Origin of the sequence: Pelagibacterium nitratireducens (assembly GCF_037044555.1) — a bacterium.
Lineage (GTDB): Bacteria > Pseudomonadota > Alphaproteobacteria > Rhizobiales > Devosiaceae > Pelagibacterium > Pelagibacterium nitratireducens.
Map to the genome: position 1 here is coordinate 3,381,474 of NZ_CP146275.1, position 16,225 is coordinate 3,397,698.

17 protein-coding genes and 1 riboswitch are annotated in these 16,225 nt (G+C 62.1%); of the genes, 6 read left to right on the forward strand and 11 right to left on the reverse strand.

Annotated elements, in window-relative coordinates; translation table 11 throughout:
* Nucleotides 1-3 precede the first annotated feature (3 nt).
* The 3 genes from cobW to V6617_RS16600 are packed head-to-tail and all read right to left on the reverse strand — an operon-like array spanning nt 4 to nt 1,945.
* A complete protein-coding gene (gene cobW, locus V6617_RS16590; protein WP_338608027.1) occupies nt 4-1,056 on the reverse strand; it encodes a cobalamin biosynthesis protein CobW in 1,053 nt (350 codons plus the stop codon).
* A complete protein-coding gene (locus tag V6617_RS16595) occupies nt 1,053-1,742 on the reverse strand; it encodes a CbtA family protein (RefSeq protein ID WP_338608028.1) in 690 nt (229 codons plus the stop codon). The genes cobW and V6617_RS16595 overlap by 4 nt, the downstream gene beginning before the upstream one ends.
* A gap of 23 nt (nt 1,743-1,765) precedes the next feature.
* On the reverse strand, nt 1,766-1,945 hold the full coding sequence (locus V6617_RS16600) for a CbtB domain-containing protein (protein ID WP_338608029.1): 180 nt from the start codon (nt 1,943-1,945) through the stop codon (nt 1,766-1,768).
* 46 nt (nt 1,946-1,991) lie between these two features.
* Nucleotides 1,992-2,214: riboswitch (cobalamin riboswitch) on the reverse strand.
* Nucleotides 2,215-2,303: 89 nt separating this feature from the next.
* Between V6617_RS16600 and V6617_RS16605 the strand changes: the two genes are divergently transcribed.
* Nucleotides 2,304-3,281 carry an aldo/keto reductase gene (locus V6617_RS16605; protein ID WP_338608030.1) on the forward strand — a complete coding sequence of 326 codons (978 nt, stop codon included), beginning with the start codon at nt 2,304-2,306 and terminating at the stop codon, nt 3,279-3,281.
* 15 nt (nt 3,282-3,296) lie between these two features.
* On the opposite strand, the gene V6617_RS16610 is transcribed toward V6617_RS16605, so the two are convergent.
* The gene (locus tag V6617_RS16610; protein ID WP_338608031.1) at nt 3,297-3,962 is read right to left on the reverse strand and encodes an alpha/beta hydrolase; all 666 of its coding nucleotides are present in this window, start codon (nt 3,960-3,962) and stop codon (nt 3,297-3,299) included.
* A 68-nt stretch (nt 3,963-4,030) separates the two neighbouring features.
* Between V6617_RS16610 and V6617_RS16615 the strand changes: the two genes are divergently transcribed.
* The gene (locus V6617_RS16615; protein WP_338608032.1) at nt 4,031-4,459 is read left to right on the forward strand and encodes a helix-turn-helix domain-containing protein; all 429 of its coding nucleotides are present in this window, start codon (nt 4,031-4,033) and stop codon (nt 4,457-4,459) included.
* A gap of 111 nt (nt 4,460-4,570) precedes the next feature.
* Nucleotides 4,571-4,945: a DMT family protein gene (locus V6617_RS16620; protein ID WP_338608033.1), complete on the forward strand. Its 375-nt coding sequence runs from the start codon at nt 4,571-4,573 to the stop codon at nt 4,943-4,945.
* A gap of 50 nt (nt 4,946-4,995) precedes the next feature.
* Here the strand turns inward: V6617_RS16620 and aztD are convergent, their stop codons facing one another.
* Both aztD and znuA read right to left on the reverse strand, forming a co-directional pair.
* On the reverse strand, nt 4,996-6,186 hold the full coding sequence (gene aztD, locus V6617_RS16625) for a zinc metallochaperone AztD (protein ID WP_338608034.1): 1,191 nt from the start codon (nt 6,184-6,186) through the stop codon (nt 4,996-4,998).
* A gap of 267 nt (nt 6,187-6,453) precedes the next feature.
* The gene (gene znuA, locus V6617_RS16630) at nt 6,454-7,467 is read right to left on the reverse strand and encodes a zinc ABC transporter substrate-binding protein ZnuA (RefSeq protein ID WP_338608035.1); all 1,014 of its coding nucleotides are present in this window, start codon (nt 7,465-7,467) and stop codon (nt 6,454-6,456) included.
* A gap of 99 nt (nt 7,468-7,566) precedes the next feature.
* Here znuA and V6617_RS16635 point away from each other — a divergent pair, with 99 nt between their 5' ends.
* The 3 genes from V6617_RS16635 to V6617_RS16645 are packed head-to-tail and all read left to right on the forward strand — an operon-like array spanning nt 7,567 to nt 9,610.
* The gene (locus V6617_RS16635) at nt 7,567-8,415 is read left to right on the forward strand and encodes a metal ABC transporter ATP-binding protein (RefSeq protein ID WP_338608036.1); all 849 of its coding nucleotides are present in this window, start codon (nt 7,567-7,569) and stop codon (nt 8,413-8,415) included.
* A complete protein-coding gene (locus V6617_RS16640) occupies nt 8,375-9,208 on the forward strand; it encodes an iron chelate uptake ABC transporter family permease subunit (RefSeq protein ID WP_338608037.1) in 834 nt (277 codons plus the stop codon). The genes V6617_RS16635 and V6617_RS16640 overlap by 41 nt, the downstream gene beginning before the upstream one ends.
* Nucleotides 9,209-9,211: 3 nt before the next feature.
* On the forward strand, nt 9,212-9,610 hold the full coding sequence (locus tag V6617_RS16645; RefSeq protein WP_338608038.1) for a Fur family transcriptional regulator: 399 nt from the start codon (nt 9,212-9,214) through the stop codon (nt 9,608-9,610).
* Nucleotides 9,611-9,934: 324 nt separating this feature from the next.
* Here the strand turns inward: V6617_RS16645 and V6617_RS16650 are convergent, their stop codons facing one another.
* From V6617_RS16650 to V6617_RS16670, 5 genes are all read right to left on the reverse strand, one after another.
* Entirely contained in the window at nt 9,935-11,593 is a 1,659-nt protein-coding gene (locus V6617_RS16650; RefSeq protein ID WP_338608039.1) for an ABC transporter ATP-binding protein, read from the reverse strand.
* Complete coding sequence (locus V6617_RS16655) at nt 11,593-12,531, reverse strand: ABC transporter permease (protein WP_338608040.1); 939 nt, start codon at nt 12,529-12,531, stop codon at nt 11,593-11,595. The genes V6617_RS16650 and V6617_RS16655 overlap by 1 nt, the downstream gene beginning before the upstream one ends.
* 3 nt (nt 12,532-12,534) lie before the next feature.
* Nucleotides 12,535-13,515: an ABC transporter permease gene (locus tag V6617_RS16660; RefSeq protein ID WP_338608041.1), complete on the reverse strand. Its 981-nt coding sequence runs from the start codon at nt 13,513-13,515 to the stop codon at nt 12,535-12,537.
* A 176-nt stretch (nt 13,516-13,691) separates the two neighbouring features.
* On the reverse strand, nt 13,692-15,269 hold the full coding sequence (locus V6617_RS16665; protein ID WP_338608042.1) for an ABC transporter substrate-binding protein: 1,578 nt from the start codon (nt 15,267-15,269) through the stop codon (nt 13,692-13,694).
* Nucleotides 15,270-15,813: 544 nt separating this feature from the next.
* Entirely contained in the window at nt 15,814-16,161 is a 348-nt protein-coding gene (locus V6617_RS16670) for a VOC family protein (RefSeq protein ID WP_338608043.1), read from the reverse strand.
* Nucleotides 16,162-16,225 lie beyond the last annotated feature (64 nt).

Consider the following 16,225-nt stretch of genomic DNA (forward strand, 5'->3'; position numbering starts at 1 on the left):
ACGCTATGCCGCCTCGGCAATCTTTTTCAGGCTCGCCTCGATGGCGTCGCGGGCCAGGGGGCTTTCGCCGATGACGACGAGGCGGGTTTCGCGCGCTTCGCCCTCTTGCCAGTCGCGGTCGAAATAGGCGTTGACGCGGGGGCCGACGGCCTGGATGGCGAGGCGGGCGCGGGCGCCGGGGATGGCGGCGAAGCCTTTCAATCGCAAAACGTCATGGGTGGCGATGGTATCGGCGATGGCGGTGAGGAGCTGATCGCGGCCGGGGCCGGACGGGATGGTGAGCGAGAACGAATCGAAATCGTCGTGCTCATGGCCTTCGCCGTCATGCTCAAGCTCGTGATGGCTTTCGCGGCCTGCCAGATTGTCCTCGGTGGACATGCCAAGACCGAGAAGCGCGATTGTATCGACGTGGCCGTTGGCGGCGCGCACGATCTGGGTGCCCTTGCGCATATGTTTTTTGAGTTCTGACTCCACCGCTTGGAGGGCGGCGGGATCGACCAAATCGGTCTTGTTGAGAACGATCATGTCGGCGGCGACCATCTGGTCTTCGAAGAGTTCGCCGAGCGGGGTTTCGTGATCGAGCATTTCGTCGAGCCGGCGCTGGGCGTCGACGGCCTCTTCATTGGCGGCGAAGCGGCCTTCGGCGAGGGCGGCGGCATCGGCGACGGTGACGACGCCATCGATGGTGACCTCGGCCTTGATCTCAGGCCAGTTGAAGGCGCGGATCAGGGGCTGGGGGAGCGCCAGGCCGGAGGTTTCGATGACGATGTGATCGGGGCGGTCGGGGCGCGCGAGGATCTGTTTCATCGTGGGGATGAAATCATCGGCAACGGTGCAGCAGATGCAGCCATTGGCAAGCTCGATCATATCCTCCTCGCGGCAGGTTTCATCACCGCACCCGGCCAGGACGTCCTTGTCGACACCGATATCGCCGAACTCGTTGATGATGAGCGCTATGCGCTTGCCTTTGGCGTGGGCGAGAAGATGGCGGACCAGCGTTGTCTTGCCGGCGCCGAGAAAGCCCGTGATGACGGTTGTGGGGATTTTCGAGGTCATGAGACCCTCCGTGAAAAACGTGACGTGAGAACACCATAGCTGACACCGAGCACCACCCAGAAGACGAGCCCGTTGGCGAGAACGGCGGACGCAAAGGACGCGGCGAGGCCGGCGGGAACGCCGGTCTCCTCGAGCGGGGGCCGGGGGGCGCCGGCGGCGTGCGGCAGAACGATGAGGATGGCGGCCAAAGCGAGGGCCCACCATGTGCGCCATTTGGCAATCGCCAGCAGGCCGAGCGCCGTGGAGACGGCGGCAAAAACCCACCAGATCTGCCGCGCGCCGGTTTCGGCGACCGGCATGCCGGGCAGGCCCGGCGGCAGGCCAAGGGCGGGCGCGAGGGAAAAGGCGATGAACCCGCCGATCCCCCAAGCCAGCCCCGTCTGTGGGGTTACGGGCAGGTTGAAGATGAGCGAAATCGCCGTGATGACGAAGGCAAAGCCGGCGGCCATGAGCAGATTGGCGGCCACTGTGAAAGCGGTGCGCTCGAACCCGTCGGCGGGCATCCATTCGCCTTCGTCGTGAGAGTGGGGCGCGACGGTTTGTTCGCCGTGATCGTGGGGGGCTTCGCCCTCATAGCTTTCGGCGGCGACGATCAGGGGGATCAGCCGGAAATGCTGGATGATGGATGTGGCCAAGCCGGCACACAACGCGGCGATGAGCGCCGCGAAGAACAGATTTCTAAACATGTGATTGAATCCCCGATCCTGCCTTAATGGCAGGGAAAGCCCATGGAATGGCGGGTATCGTGGGCCCCGTTATGGGCACGATAATCGCCGGCAAAGCCCGTGCCCGCGACGAACACCGCGCCGAGGACGAGAAACAGGGCTCCAAGGAGCAGTCTTTGGGAAACAGATAGCGGACCAGCCGCCGAAACAGTTGCAGTCGTCATGGCAACACCCTCCGTGTGCGAACGCGATATGCCGGCCCCCTCATGGGGCCGGGCCTGTGTGCTGGCAGGTCTCCTGGCTGATCGCTTTATCGGTTCCCGGATGCCTTCCCGGCCTTTGGGCCAGTGGATAATTCCGAAATCCATCGCGACTTACAGTTGCGGGGGCAGCCACGGCATTGGCCCCTTTTTGGGTCGTCCGCACCGTGTTCCCTTTTGCTTCCCGTTTCGACTCTTGCAACGAAAGGGGAACCAACACGGTTCTAGATGTGCCACGCGCAATGACCTCTCGTCAATTGCATCGGATGGCATGCTCGCTTATCACCAAAGAGAACCGGACAACCCGAGAGGCAGGACAAAGATGAAAACGCGGCGATTGGGCAAAACCGACTTTCTGGTTTCCGAAATCGGATTGGGCACCTGGCAACTGGGCGGCGATTTCGGCCCGATCGAGGATATGGACGCCTCAACCATCCTGGCCAATGCGGCGCGGCTGGGGGTCAATTTCTGGGATACGGCCGATGTTTACGGCAACGGGCTGTCCGAGCACCGGATCGGCACGTTCTATGGCAAGCCCGACGGGCTGGTGGTGGCCACCAAGGTGGGCCGGGCGGCGGCGCTCTATCCCGACAAATACACAAAGGGCGGGGTGCGCGAGAGTCTCGAAGAGTCGGCGCGGCGGCTGTGTGTGGAGAGCATCGATCTCGCCCAGCTCCATTGCGTGCCGCGCGCAGTGCTCGAAGCGGGCGAAATCTTTGGCTGGATGGACGAGATCAAGGCCGAGGGGCTGATCAAGAACTGGGGCGCAAGCGTGGAAACGATCGCCGAAGCGGAAATCTGTCTCGAGCACGAAGGGCTCGCGACGCTGCAGATCATTTTCAACATCTTCCGCCAGGACGCGACCGAAAGCCTGCTCGATAAAGCCATGGAGCGCGACGTCGGGGTGATCGTGCGCCTGCCGCTGGCCTCGGGGCTGCTGTCGGGCAAATATACGCGCGACACCGAATTTTCCCCCACCGACCACCGCAGCTACAATCGGGATGGGCAGGCGTTTTCAGTGGGCGAGACGTTTGGCGGCATTCCGTTCGAGGTCGGGGTGGAGCTGGCCGACGAATTGCGCGGCTATGTGCCCGAGGGCCAGCGGATGAGCCTTTTCGCGCTGCGCTGGATTTTGGACCACAAGGCGGTCTCCACGATCATCGCGGGGGTTTCGCGGCCCGACCAGATCGGGGTCAATGCCGAGGCGGGCGATCTGCCCGAACTTCCGCAGTCCGTGCATGAAAAGCTCAAGGCGTTCTATGCGGAAAAGGTGCGGCCGGCGATAAGGGGCGAGGTCTGAGCCAGGGCGGGCACGTCAGGCCCTTTCCAGCAGGTCTGCCAGTTCATCGGGCATGAGCAGCGGGACGTCGTGACCGCAGGGCAGTTCGTGGACGCTCCAGGCGGGATCGTCGCGGAGCGGGGCGGCTACAGAGCCAAAACCGTCCCAGCCGGTGGCGAGGATGAAACTCTTGCGGGCGATCTTGAGATAGGCGCCGGTGAGCGTGAGGCGTTCGGTGAAGGTGCCGGTGGGCTGTGGCGTGGCCAGCGCGGCGACCCGGTCGGTTTCGGCCTTTGTGGCGTATTCGCCATCGCCGATTTCGGGCACCGGCACGACGGGGCCGGTCAGTTTTTCGCCCATGATGTCTTCGAAGGACTGGCCATCTTCAGGGATGAAGGCGTCGAGATAGACAATCGCGGCGATGCGCTCGAGCGCACGCTCGGCCACACCCGTTGCGACGAACCCGCCATAGGAATGGGCAACCAGAACCACATCGGTCAGCTCGTGCCAGATCATCTCGTTGACGATGTCGTCGATATGGGTGCTCAGGGTGATGGGCAGCAGGGCCAGGTGCGAGCGTTCGCCCAGCCCGCTCAGCGTGGGCACGTAAACGTCATGGCCCGCCGCGCGCAGCCGCTTTGCCACACGGTCCCAACCCCATGCGCCTGTCCAGGCGCCGTGCACTACGACAAAAGTCGTCATCGCCTCCTCCTTACGATTGCAAAATGCAATCACTTGTTTTTTGCAATCATTGAACCTAGAGTCAACCCATGGACTCATCAGTTTTTCGTTCCGGCTGTCCGATCAATCTCGGTCTTGAAGTGTTCGGGGACAAATGGACCCTTTTGATCATCCGCGACATGATGTTTGCGGGCAAACGGCATTTCCGCGAGTTCCTGGGCTCGGACGAGGGCATCTCCACCAACATTCTGGCGGACCGGCTGGCCATGCTGACGCGCATCGGCATTATCACAAGGGCGGACGATCCCAGCCACCGGCTCAAGGCCATCTATTCGCTGACGGAAAAAGGCATTGAATTGCTGCCGGTGATCGCACAGATCAGCCGCTGGAGCCGCAACCATATGCCGGTCGATCCTGCGCTCGCGGCAACGGGCGAGGCACGCGATCGCGCCGGGCCGGGGGCCGTGGAGGCACAGATGGACGCGTTGCGGGCGGTGCATCTGAACACCGGCGGCTGACGGGGTTCGTCGTGAGCTGTGATCGTTACAGAAGATTGCACTTGATTTTGGTACGCGAAGCGCGCTTTCGATTTCGGTCCGCCAATCGTGGCGGCGTCCGAGACCTCAGCCATGACCGCCCTTGCCGCAGCGCCCTCGCTCCTATCCCTTGCCGCCCCGATCCTTTTGTTGATTGCCTCGAACGTCTTTATGACGTTCGCCTGGTACGGGCATCTGAAATTTCCCGGCGCGGCGCTGTGGGTCGTGGTGCTGGTGAGCTGGGGGATTGCGTTTTTCGAATACTGGCTGGCAGTGCCCGCCAACCGGATCGGGTATGGCACCTATTCCGCGGCCGAGCTCAAGACGATACAGGAAGTGATCTCGCTATCGGTGTTCGCGCTGTTTGCGATTTTCTATCTCGGGGAGAAATTCACGCTCAACCATCTGGTCGGTTTTGCGTTTATCGCGCTGGGGGCGTTCTTCATCTTCAAGGGGCCGATTCGATAGAGCCCTGCGTGATCGCGGGGGGACCGCCCCGAAAGGCGGTCCTTTTATTGTCAGTGCACGGCGCCAGAGCCGCCGGCGACGACGATGCCCATGGGGAGGCCATCGACGGGGATGGTTCCGGCAAGCTCGAAGGCGTTCGCATCGATCCGGTGGATCTGCGAAGCGTTGGGATCGGTCACGAGGATCTCATCGCCAGCGACCGCGATGCGGGGGCGCGGGTCGGACCAGTGGCCGTCCATGGAATAGGGTTCGGTGAGCGCCAGGGTTGCGCTTATCTCGCCCGAGAGGGTGTTGAGGCGGTGCAGATTGCCGCCCTCGGTGAAGATGTAGGCGAATTGCGGCCGGACGGAATCGACGGCGAAATGCACGCGGCGGGTGGGCAGATCGACGAGGCGGAAGGTTTCCTGATGGGGATCGATCAGCACGACGCGGTCGGCGCCGTAATTGCCGAGGAAATACTGGATGCCGACGCCGCCGAGCAGAGTGGAGCTTTTGCCTTCGGGCAGCGCCTCGTCATAGGGCAGATGGGTGATCTGAGGACCGTCGGCGCTGTCGGTGACCAGAAGAAGGCCGGTATCGCAGGCGATGGCGAGCAGATTGCCGGAACTGGCCTCGCCGTGAAGGCCGGGGCAGGCATGGGTATCACCCAATTGCTGGTCGTTGGCATCGAGGATGTTGATGCCAACGGGAAGGTTCGAGGGATCTTGGGGGTGCGGTTCGGTGACGAGGACATAACCGCCATAGGCAGCGGCGACGCCGTGATGAGGGGCGCCGGACTCCACGAGGCGCGGTTCGTTCGTTCCGAAATCGGATTCATCGATGATCTTGGCAACGCCTTCATCGTCGAAGAACAGGGCGATCTGGCCGTGATGTTCGACGAAGTGGACGGGATATTCGCCCTCGATTGCCGCATCGAGCAGAGCGGGGTCGGTGATGTCGATGTCGCCATGGTCGCCGTGATCGTCGATGGCGATGCCGGTATCGATGGCCTGGACGATGTTGGCACCGCCCTGAACGGCAAAGACGCGCTCGCCGCTGGAGGTGACATAGAGGCTGGCGGGACCGTTGAGGGCGAAGGTGTCGGCGATTTCGCCGGCTTGAAGGTCGATGACGTTGACGGTGCCCTGGGCCTGATCGGCTACGAAGGCGCGCCAGACGGAGACCTCGTCGGCATGCGCGATGCCGGGGAGTGCGATGCCGGCCAGAAGGAGGGCGCGGAAGAGAGGGGGGTTCGGTTTCACGGCAATTTATCCTTTATGTTATAACATAACACTGCAAATGAAAGGTTTGCGATTGTGGGGTGGAATTGGGGAATAGCGGACGTCGGGGTTTGGGTGCGGTACGGGTCCTCGGGGCGAGACCGAGGACGACGAAAGGGGGTGACGGTCTGGGTCGTTCTGCCTTTTTGAACCATCACAATCGGGGATGGCGGCAATTTCGGGGTGGGGCGGGTGCCACACGGCGCCCCGCCCCTATGCCCGGCAACCGGGTCCGGCAGGCAAACCGGCTCAGTCGGCGAGGCAATCGAGAAGGCTGTCAGCCATGGTGTTCATCAAGGTGAAGTACAGTTCTGGGCCGTCGGCGATGGCGGCGCCCAGGGGATCGAGGGTGCCGATGCGGGCGCCGGTGCCATCCGCGATGGTCTCGATGACCTGGGGGGAGAACTGGGGTTCGGCGAAAAGGCAGGCGGCGCCTTGCTGTTCGACAATTGCACGGATTTCGGTCAGCCGCCCTGCCCCCGGCGCGATCTCGGGATTGACGGTGAACGAGCCCGTTGCCTCGATGTCAAAACTTTCTTCGAAGGCGTGATAGGCGTCGTGGAAGACAAAGAAGGGCGTGCCGCGGGCGGGTGCGAGGCGGGCATCGATTTCGGCCTGCAGCGCATCGAGGCGGGCAGCGAGGGCCTGGCCATTGGCGTTGTAGGTTTGCGCATTTTCAGGGTCGGCGGCGATCAGGGCGTCGGCGATGGCGGCGACCATGAGACGGGCGTTTTGCGGGTCGAGCCAGATATGGGCATCGCCATGCTCGTGAGCGTGGTCATGATCGTCTGCGTGATCGTGGTTATCCGCGTGATCGTCCTCATGAGCGTGTTCGTCGTGCTCATGGTCATGATCGTCGTGCGCTTCATGGCCCTCATCACCATGGCCGTGGGCTTCGAAGAGGCCCCCTTCACGCAACTCGAGGATATTCATGCCCTCGACATCCATCATCTCGATTTTCGTGGCGTTGGCCGAGATGGTTTCAAGGGGACCGTCGAGGAAGGTTTCGAGATCCTCGCCGATCCAGAAGACCAGATCGGCGCTTTCGAGCTTGCCGGCATCGGAGGGGCGCAGGGAAAAGCCGTGCGGGCTTGCCGCGCCTTCAATGAGCAACTCGGGCGTGCCCACGCCCTCCATCACGCCTGCGACCAGCGAATGCAGCGGCTTTATGGTGGCGACCACATTGGGCGCGGCGAGCGCGGGGGTGGCGGCGAACAGCGCAAGGGCAGCGGGTGCGAGAAGAGCAAAGGCTTTATTGGGCATTGTCGGAAGGGCTCCGTGCGACTATGTTATGATATTACACAACCAATGTAATGCTATAACATTGCGACTTGAGTCAATGCACATCTGGCAGGATCGGGCATGAAAAATTTCAGCGCACCCGAGCGCGACGATATCGTCAGGGTTAAAGGCGTCGGGGTGAAGCGCGACGGGCGCTGGCTGGTGCGCGGGGTGGATATGGCCATCGCGCGCGGGGAAATCGTGACGCTGATCGGGCCGAACGGATCGGGCAAATCGACAACGGTCAAGACCGCTCTGGGCATCATCAAGCCCGATGAGGGCAGCGTCTGGCGGGCGAAAAACCTTGCCATCGGCTATGTGCCGCAAAAAATCGCCATGGACCGCTCGCTGCCCATGACGGTGGAACGGTTGATGGGGCTGACGGGACGGCGGACCAAGGCCGAGGTCGCGGCAACGCTTGAGATGGTGGGGATTTCCCATCTGGCCCGGGCGCAGGTGCATTCGCTTTCGGGCGGGGAATTTCAGCGCGCGCTCATCGCCCGCGCGGTGATCGGGCGGCCCGACCTCTTGGTGCTCGACGAACCCGTGCAGGGGGTCGATTTTTCCGGCGAGGTGGCGCTTTACGATCTGATCGGGCGGATCCGCGACGAGACCGGATGCGGGGTGGTTCTGATTTCGCACGATCTGCATGTGGTGATGGCGCGCACCGATACGGTGATCTGCCTCAATGGCCATGTGTGCTGCCAGGGCACGCCCGACAGCGTGGCGGCGAGCGGGGAATATGCGGCGCTGTTCGGGCCGCGGGCGGCCGAAACGCTGGCGTTCTATCGCCATGAGCACGACCATTCCCATCTGCCGGACGGGTCAGTGCGCGACGCTGCGGGGCATTTGCATTTCGACCATCACGCGCACGGGCCTCATTGCGAGCATGAGCATGAGCACGAGGGCGAGGGGCACAAGCATGCTTGAGAGCTTTTTCACGCGCGCTTTGATCGCCGGGGTGGGGCTGGCGGCGGTGACGGGGCCGTTGGGCAGTTTCATCGTCTGGCGGCGGATGGCCTATTTCGGGGATACGATGGCCCATTCGGCAATACTTGGTGTCGCTCTGGCCCTGTTCTTTTCGTTTTCGCCGGTGGTGGGGGTGTTCGCCATTGCCGTTATGGTGGCGCTGATCCTGGCGTTTTTGCAGCGCCGGGGCACGCTGTCGGCGGATTCGCTTTTGGGGCTTTTGAGCCATTCGGCGCTGGCGCTGGGACTGGTGCTGGTGTCGCTGATGCCCAATGTGAGGATCGATCTGATGGGGTTGCTGTTTGGCGACATTCTTGCGGTGTCGGTGAGCGATCTTTTTGTGATCTATGGCGGCGGGATCGTCGTTCTGGGGGTTCTGGCGTGGCTGTGGCGGCCGATGCTGGCGGGGACGGTGTCAGAGGACATCGCCCAGGCCGAGGGGCTGAGCCCCGAGCGCACGCGGCTGATCTTCATGGTGCTGCTGGCCGGGCTGATCGCGATATCGATGAAAATCCTGGGCGTGCTGCTGATCACCGCCATGCTGATCATTCCCGCGACCGCAGCGCGGCGGCTGGCCAATACGCCCGAGCAGATGGCGATCTATGCCGGGCTGGGCGGGATCGCCGCCGTGCTTGCGGGCTTGTGGGCCTCGCTTACTTTCGATACGCCATCGGGACCCTCGATCGTGGTTGCGGCGCTTTGCGTTTTTGCTATTACCTCCATCGTTCCGCTGGGCAACAAGGGAGCCGCCTGAGACATGAGTGCGCATTCCGATCTCACCCGCAACCAGTCGCTGGTGCTCGACCGGCTGGAAAAGGCCGAATCGCCGATGAGCGCTTATGCGATCCTCGACCAGTTGCGCGATGACGGCTTGCGGGCGCCGCTGCAGGTCTATCGGGCGCTCGAAAAACTGCTCGACATGGGACTGGCGCACAGGCTGGAATCGATGAACGCGTTCGTTGCCTGCGCACAGCCCCATTGCCATGATTCCGGGTTGATCGCCTTTGCGATCTGCGAGAAATGCGGGCAGGTGAGCGAGTTTTCCGACGATGTGGTGCGCGAAAGACTGACCGGCTGGGCGGACCGGGAGGGGTTCGTGGTCAAGCGCACGACGATGGAGATTCGCGGGGAGTGCCGGGTGTGTGCGGCGGCTTAGTTTTGCCTCACGGGGCGCACCGCATTTTTCATGACGCGCTAAAACCGCGCTGTGAAAAATGCTGCCCCTCCGGCCGGGCGGCGAAAACGTTCGCCGGGGTCCTCGCCAAGGGCTCGTCCAGGCGTGCCCATAATTAGCGCAGCATAGGGTGCTTCCAGAGATGGTGCGGCGTTGGTGCCAATCGCACCGGCCCCCACCATTACGGGAAGGGACCGCCAAGACGGCGTGCAAGCGGTTCCAAATCCCCAATGCAACACCCTCCCTCATGACGGAGGAGGATGGGAGGGGGTGGCGCGGCAGGCGCTACGGCCGGAACGCCGGGTGTCAGGCCACCTTGGAAATGTCCGGGACCGCGTCGAGCAGCATGCGGGTGTAGTCGGCCTGGGGGGCCCCGAAGATTTGTTCGACGGGGCCGGTTTCGACGAGATTGCCGTTGTGGAGGACGCCGACTTCATCGGCCATCTGGCGCACGACGGCGAGGTTGTGGCTGATGAGCAGATAGGTGAGGCCGAACTCTTCCTGCAGCCGGCTCATCAACTCGAGCACCTGGGCCTGAACGGAGACGTCGAGCGCGGAGGTGGGTTCATCGCAGATGATGAATTCGGGTTGGCTGGAAAGCGCGCGGGCAATGGCGATGCGCTGGCGCTGGCCGCCGGAGAACTCGTGGGGGTATTTGCGCATGGAGACCGGGTCAAGCCGCACGCGTTCGAGCAGGTCGGCGACGCGCTCGGCGATTTCGCCGGGTTTGCGCGCGATGCCCAGCGCCCGCATGGGCTCGGCGATGATTTCGCCCACCCGCCAGCGCGGATTGAGGCTGGCATAGGGATCCTGAAAGATCATCTGGATTTTCGAGCGGCGCTTTTTTTCGGCGCCCTTGGACCAGATGTCGGTGCCTTCGAGGCTTACGGTGCCCGATGTGGGCGGCAGAAGACCGACCATCATGCGGGCGCAGGTGGATTTTCCCGATCCCGATTCCCCGACCAGCCCATAGGTCTGGCCGCGCTGGATGGAAAAGGACACGCCATTGACCGCTTGGACGATCTTGCGGTTGCGGCCGGTGATCCGCGACAGGAACGAGCCGGAAAGATCGAACTGCTTGGTGAGATTGTCGACGACGACGAGGGGTTCGTCGGTCTTTTCCGAGGCAAAGCTGTGGCCCTTGGCGACGGCCGCCGCATAGCGCGGGTTCTGGGCGGTGATCGAGGGAATGGCTTCGATCAGCTTGATCGTATAGTCCATTTTGGGGCGGTTGATGATGTCGCCCACCGAGCCGGTTTCGACGATTTCGCCCTTGTTCATGACGACCATGCGGTCGGCGGCTTCGGCGATGACGCCCATATCGTGGGTGATGAGCATGACGGCAACGCCGCGCTCAGCGCACAGGCGTTTTAAGACCTTGATGATCTGGGCCTGGACCGAAACGTCGAGCGCCGAGGTGGGCTCGTCGGCGATGACCAGTTCAGGCTCGGCGGCCAGCGCAAGCGAGATCACCACGCGCTGGCGCATGCCGCCCGAGAATTGGTGCGGGTAGGAATCGATGCGGTTTTGCGGATCGGGGATGCCGGCATCGGCCAGCAGCGCGATGGCGCGGGCGCGGGCCTCATCCTGGCTGAGCGGGAGATGGCGGCGGATGGTTTCGATCAGCTGCTCGCCCACAGTAAAGAGCGGGTTCAATGAGGTCAGCGGGTCCTGCATGACCATGCCGATGCGGCGGCCGCGGATCTTGCGCAGGCTTTCCTCGTCGAGCCCGTCGATGCGGTCACCGCTGAGCGTAATCGATGTCGAGGAAATTTCGCCCGGCGGATCGATCAGGCCCATGATGGCGGTGCCGGTCATGGATTTGCCGGCGCCCGATTCCCCCACCACGCCGAGGACTTCGCCAGGCATGATGTCGAACGAGATGGATTTGACGGCGGTGAAATCGCCGCGCCGCAGATGGAAGACGACGGAAAGGTCTTTGACGGAAAGAACAGGTTGGCTCATCAGCGCAGCCTTGGATTGAGGGCGTCACGCAGCCAGTCACCCAGAAGGTTGACCGACAGGGCGAGGAGCACGAGCGTGATGGCAGGGAAAAACAGGATCCACCATTCGCCCGAGAAGAGGAACTGCTGGCCGATGCGGATCAGGGTGCCCAGCGAGGGCTGGGTGGGTGGAACGCCGACGCCGAGGAAAGAGAGCGTTGCTTCGGCGATGATCGCCAGGGCCAGCCCGATGGTGCCGATGACCAGAACCGGGCCGAGCACATTGGGCAGGATGTGACGGATGAGGATGAAGACCGGTTTGACCCCGATGATGCGGGCAGCCGAAACATAATCCTTTTGCCGCTCGACCATTGTCGAACCGCGCACCGTTCTGGCGAACTGGGCCCAGTCGGACAGTCCGATGGAAAAGATCAAAACGAAGATCGCCATGGATTCGCGCTGGTTGGGGGGAATGATGCCGCGGGCGATGCCGAAGATCAAAAGGGCGATCAGGATCGAGGGAAAGGAAAGCTGGACGTCGGCGATGCGCATGATGATGGTGTCGGTCAGCCCGCCGCGATAGCCGGCGATCAGCCCCAGAGTGACGCCGAGCAGCATGGCGAACAGGATGGCCGACAGGCCCACCATGAGCGAAACGCGCGAGCCGTAGAGAATTGCCGAGAACACGTCGCGCCCCTGATGGTCCGATCCGAGCAGGAAATAGCTGCCCGAAAAACTCTCGCTCATGGGCGGGGTGAACCCGTTCATGAGATTGAGCGTGCGCGGATTGAAGGGGTCGTAGGGCGCGATAAAGGGCGCAAAGATTGCCGCAAGGATCAGAACGGCGGCAACGATCGAGGAGACGACGGCCACCGGCGAGGTGCGGTAGGAATAGAAAATGTCGGAATCGACGATGCGGGCGAGGCGGCTCTTGGGGGCGGTCGGGGTGATGTCGTTCATGGCTCAGTGCCCCTTTGCCGCGCCGATCCGCAGGCGCGGATCCACGACGTAATAGAGTATGTCGACGATGAGATTGACGATCACGAACACGAAGCCGACAAAGATCAGATAAGCGGCCATGACCGGCACATCGACGACGGCGACCGACGAGAGAAACAGCGAGCCGATGCCGGGCCACTGGAACACCGTTTCGGTGATCAGCGCCCCGGTGATGATCGAGCCCAGTTGCAGGCCGGCGATGGTGATGACCGGAACCATGGTGTTCTTGAGCGCGTGCGAAAAATTGATGGCGCGCTTTGAAAGGCCCCGGGCGCGGGCGAACTTTATATAATCCTGGCGCAGCACTTCGAGCATTTCGGCGCGCACCAGACGCATGATGAGCGTCATCTGGAACAAAGAGAGGGTGATGGCGGGCAAGATGATCGAGCGCAGGCCGGTTTCGGTGAAAAAGCCCGTGGTCCACCAGCCCAGATCGAGGACCTGGCCGCGCCCGAAACTGGGCAACCATTGCAGCTCGACCGCGAAGATGTAGATCAACCCGATGCCGATCAGGAAGGTCGGCAACGACACCCCGATCAGCGAAAACGCCATGATGGCGGCAGCGGCGGGGTTCTTGCGGTTAAGGGCGGTAAAGACGCCGGCCAGAATGCCAAAGACCAGGGCGATGGCGGCCGAGGTGAGCGCCAGTTCGATGGTGGCGGGCAGGCGCGACATGACGAGTTCGGCAACCGGGGTCTGCAGGCGGTAGGAAATGCCGAAATTGCCCTGCAGGGCGTTGACGATGAAGCGGAAGAACTGCTCGTAGAACGGATCGTTGAGCCCCAGGCGCTCACGCAGGAGCTCCTGATCGGCAATCGAGGCTTCCTGGGAGACCATGGAGGCAACGGGATCGCCGACATAGCGGAACATGACGAATGCGATCAGCGCGACAGCGAGCATCACGAGTATCGATTGCCCGAGCCGTTTTAAGATGAAGGCCAGCATTTATGTGGTCTCCGTGAGCGCTTTTGCGCCGCAGCCCGGGAGCGCCCGGACGCATGTGCATTGCGTTTGAACTTTATCGGAAAATTGGCCAGCGACAATGGCCAGCCTTGTAAAGCCGGGCAAACAAAACGCCGCGCCACAGGAGTGTGGCGCGGCGCCGTGTCAGAACAGCCGTCTTACTCGAAGACCACGCCGGTCATGGAGGGCTGGTTTTCCGGATGCACGGCAAGGGTCATGTCGTCGCGCATGGCGTAGGCCAGAACCTGATTGTGGACCGGGATGAAGACGCGATCTTCCTGAACCTGGGCCCAGATGTCGGCGATCACGCCATTACGGGCCTCGAGATCGGTCATGGTGCCCAGCGATTCGATCATTTCATCGACTTCGGGATTGGAATAGAGCCCGATATTGTAGGTGCCGTATTCGTCGTCCTTGGTGTGAACCAGATCGTTGAAGTTGTAGGCCGAATCGAAGGTGGGAACGCCCCAGCCCAGGAGATAGAAATCCGTCTCGTTGTTGAGAATGAGCGGAGAGTGCTGGGCGACCGGGCGCGAGGCCAGGGTCACATCGATGCCGATCTGGCCGAGCATGCCCACAAAGGCCTGCGAAATGGCTTCGTCGTTGACGTAACGGTCATTGGGGGTATCGAGGGTGACCGAGAAACCATCGGGATATCCCGCTTCGGCCATCAGCTCTGTCGCACGTTCGACATCGACCGCCGGGCAGGCATCAAGCTCTTCGGTCCAGCCGTTCACGAACGGAGGCATGTTGACGCAAGTGGGCAGCGACTGACCGCGCATCACGACCTGACGAATGGCGTCGCGGTCGATGACCAGCGACATCGCTTCGCGCACCAGCGGGTTGGCGAAGGGGTTTTCGTCGGTGACGTTGGAGCTGATGAGCGGCTCGTCGTCCATGGCGTAGCCAAAATAGATCGTGCGGTTTTCAGGGCCGGTCTCGACCTTGACGCCATCGGTGCCGGCAAGACGTTCGATATCCTGAACCGGAACGTCCTGGACGAGATCGACTTCACCCGAAAGCAGGGCGGCGACGCGGGTCGCGTTGTCCGAGATCGGGGTGTAGACGATTTCGGTGACCGCAGGAGCCTCGCCCCACCAGTCTTCATTAACCGTCAATACCGAGCGCACGTCGGGGTCACGTTCGGCCAGAACATAGGGGCCTGTGCCGTTGGTGTTGCGAACCGCGAAGTTTTCCTCGCCAGCCGCGAAATCCTGGACTGCGGTAAGGTCGTTTTCTTCCGACCAGCCCTTGTCCATGATGAAGGTGTTGGTGATGTTGTTGGGATAGAGCGGGGACGGCCCGGCCATCTGGAATTCGACCGTATAGTCGTCAACCGCGGCAACGCTCTCAACATCGGCGTGGAGCTGACGCATGTTGGAGTTTTCGGACTTGGCGCGCTCGATGGAGAACACCACGTCTTCGGCCGTGAATTCCTCGCCGCCATGGAAGGTGACGCCTTCGCGCAGCTCGAAGACCCAGACGGTCTCGTCGCCTTCCTTGACGTACCAATCGGTCGCAAGGCGGGCCTGAAGGTTACCTTCCACATCGCGGTCGAGAAGCGTCTCGTAGATGTGGTGGTTGAAGGTGTGGGTCACGCCCTGGTTCTGGGAGTGCGGATCAAGCGTGAGAGCATCGGACTGACGGGCCCAGCGCAGCGTTTCGGCGCTGGCCGCGCCAACGAGCATGGTGGTGGCAAAAAGAGCCGCCGCAATGCCGGTGAGCGTGTTTCGCATATCGAGTTTATCCCCTTGACAAAAATTACCCGCCATCGGCGCCTTTTGCCCGGCGCCGATGGCGGAAGCCATCATCCAGAAAACGCCCCCGCCTGCTGGGCCGGAGCGAGATACTGACTTGGGGGTCGAATATGTCGAAACGGCACGGTCAGACGATTAAGCTCTTTCTGTTGATCGATGTGCAGGGGTTATCTTATTTTGCATGACGATCCCTCCCTGCGACTTGGGGCCAGCACCGCGCGGGGTCTTGACGCCCGGGCGGTGCACGCCGAAGCCGCAACAAAGCGTCTTTTGTTTGATCGCGCAATGGGTATGTGGAGGACGTTTACGTCAGATATACTGTCCTTTTTTGACTATCCGGTCAAAAAACTGCCAAATTCCGGGCAGCTCCGGCGTACTTGAGGGTACGATTTGCTGAAAATATCGGCAAAAAAATTTTTGTGCGCGATTGCTGGCCAGCAGGGAGGGCCGTGAATCGCGGGGCTTTAACGCTGAATCAGCGGGGCTTCCCAGCCGTGGGTCCCGGGCTCGAATTGGATACAGGTCAGCCCGCCGGCGGTTCCCACAATTCGATGGGGTTTCCCTCGGGATCGTGGATGCGGGCAAAGCGCCCCGTTTCGGGGGTATCCCATTCGTCGCGGGTTTCGACTGGGATACCCGCCGCTTTGAGGTCGGCCATCAGGGCGGAAAGATCGTCGACGCGGAAATTGATCATCCACTGCCTGTCGGGCGGGAAATAATCGGTTTCGCGCCTGAAGGGGGCAAAGACGGTCATGCCGGCCTCCTGCTCCCAGAAGCCGGGGACGCCGAGATGGGTCTCATACCATTTGGCCAGCGCCTCGGTGTCGCCCGAGCGAAAAAACACTCCGCCTATGCCCGTTGCCTGAGCCATTTCCCGCCTCCCTGCGATCGGGCAACATTGGGATACGTCCGGTGAGAAAGGTCAAGAGGTTGCG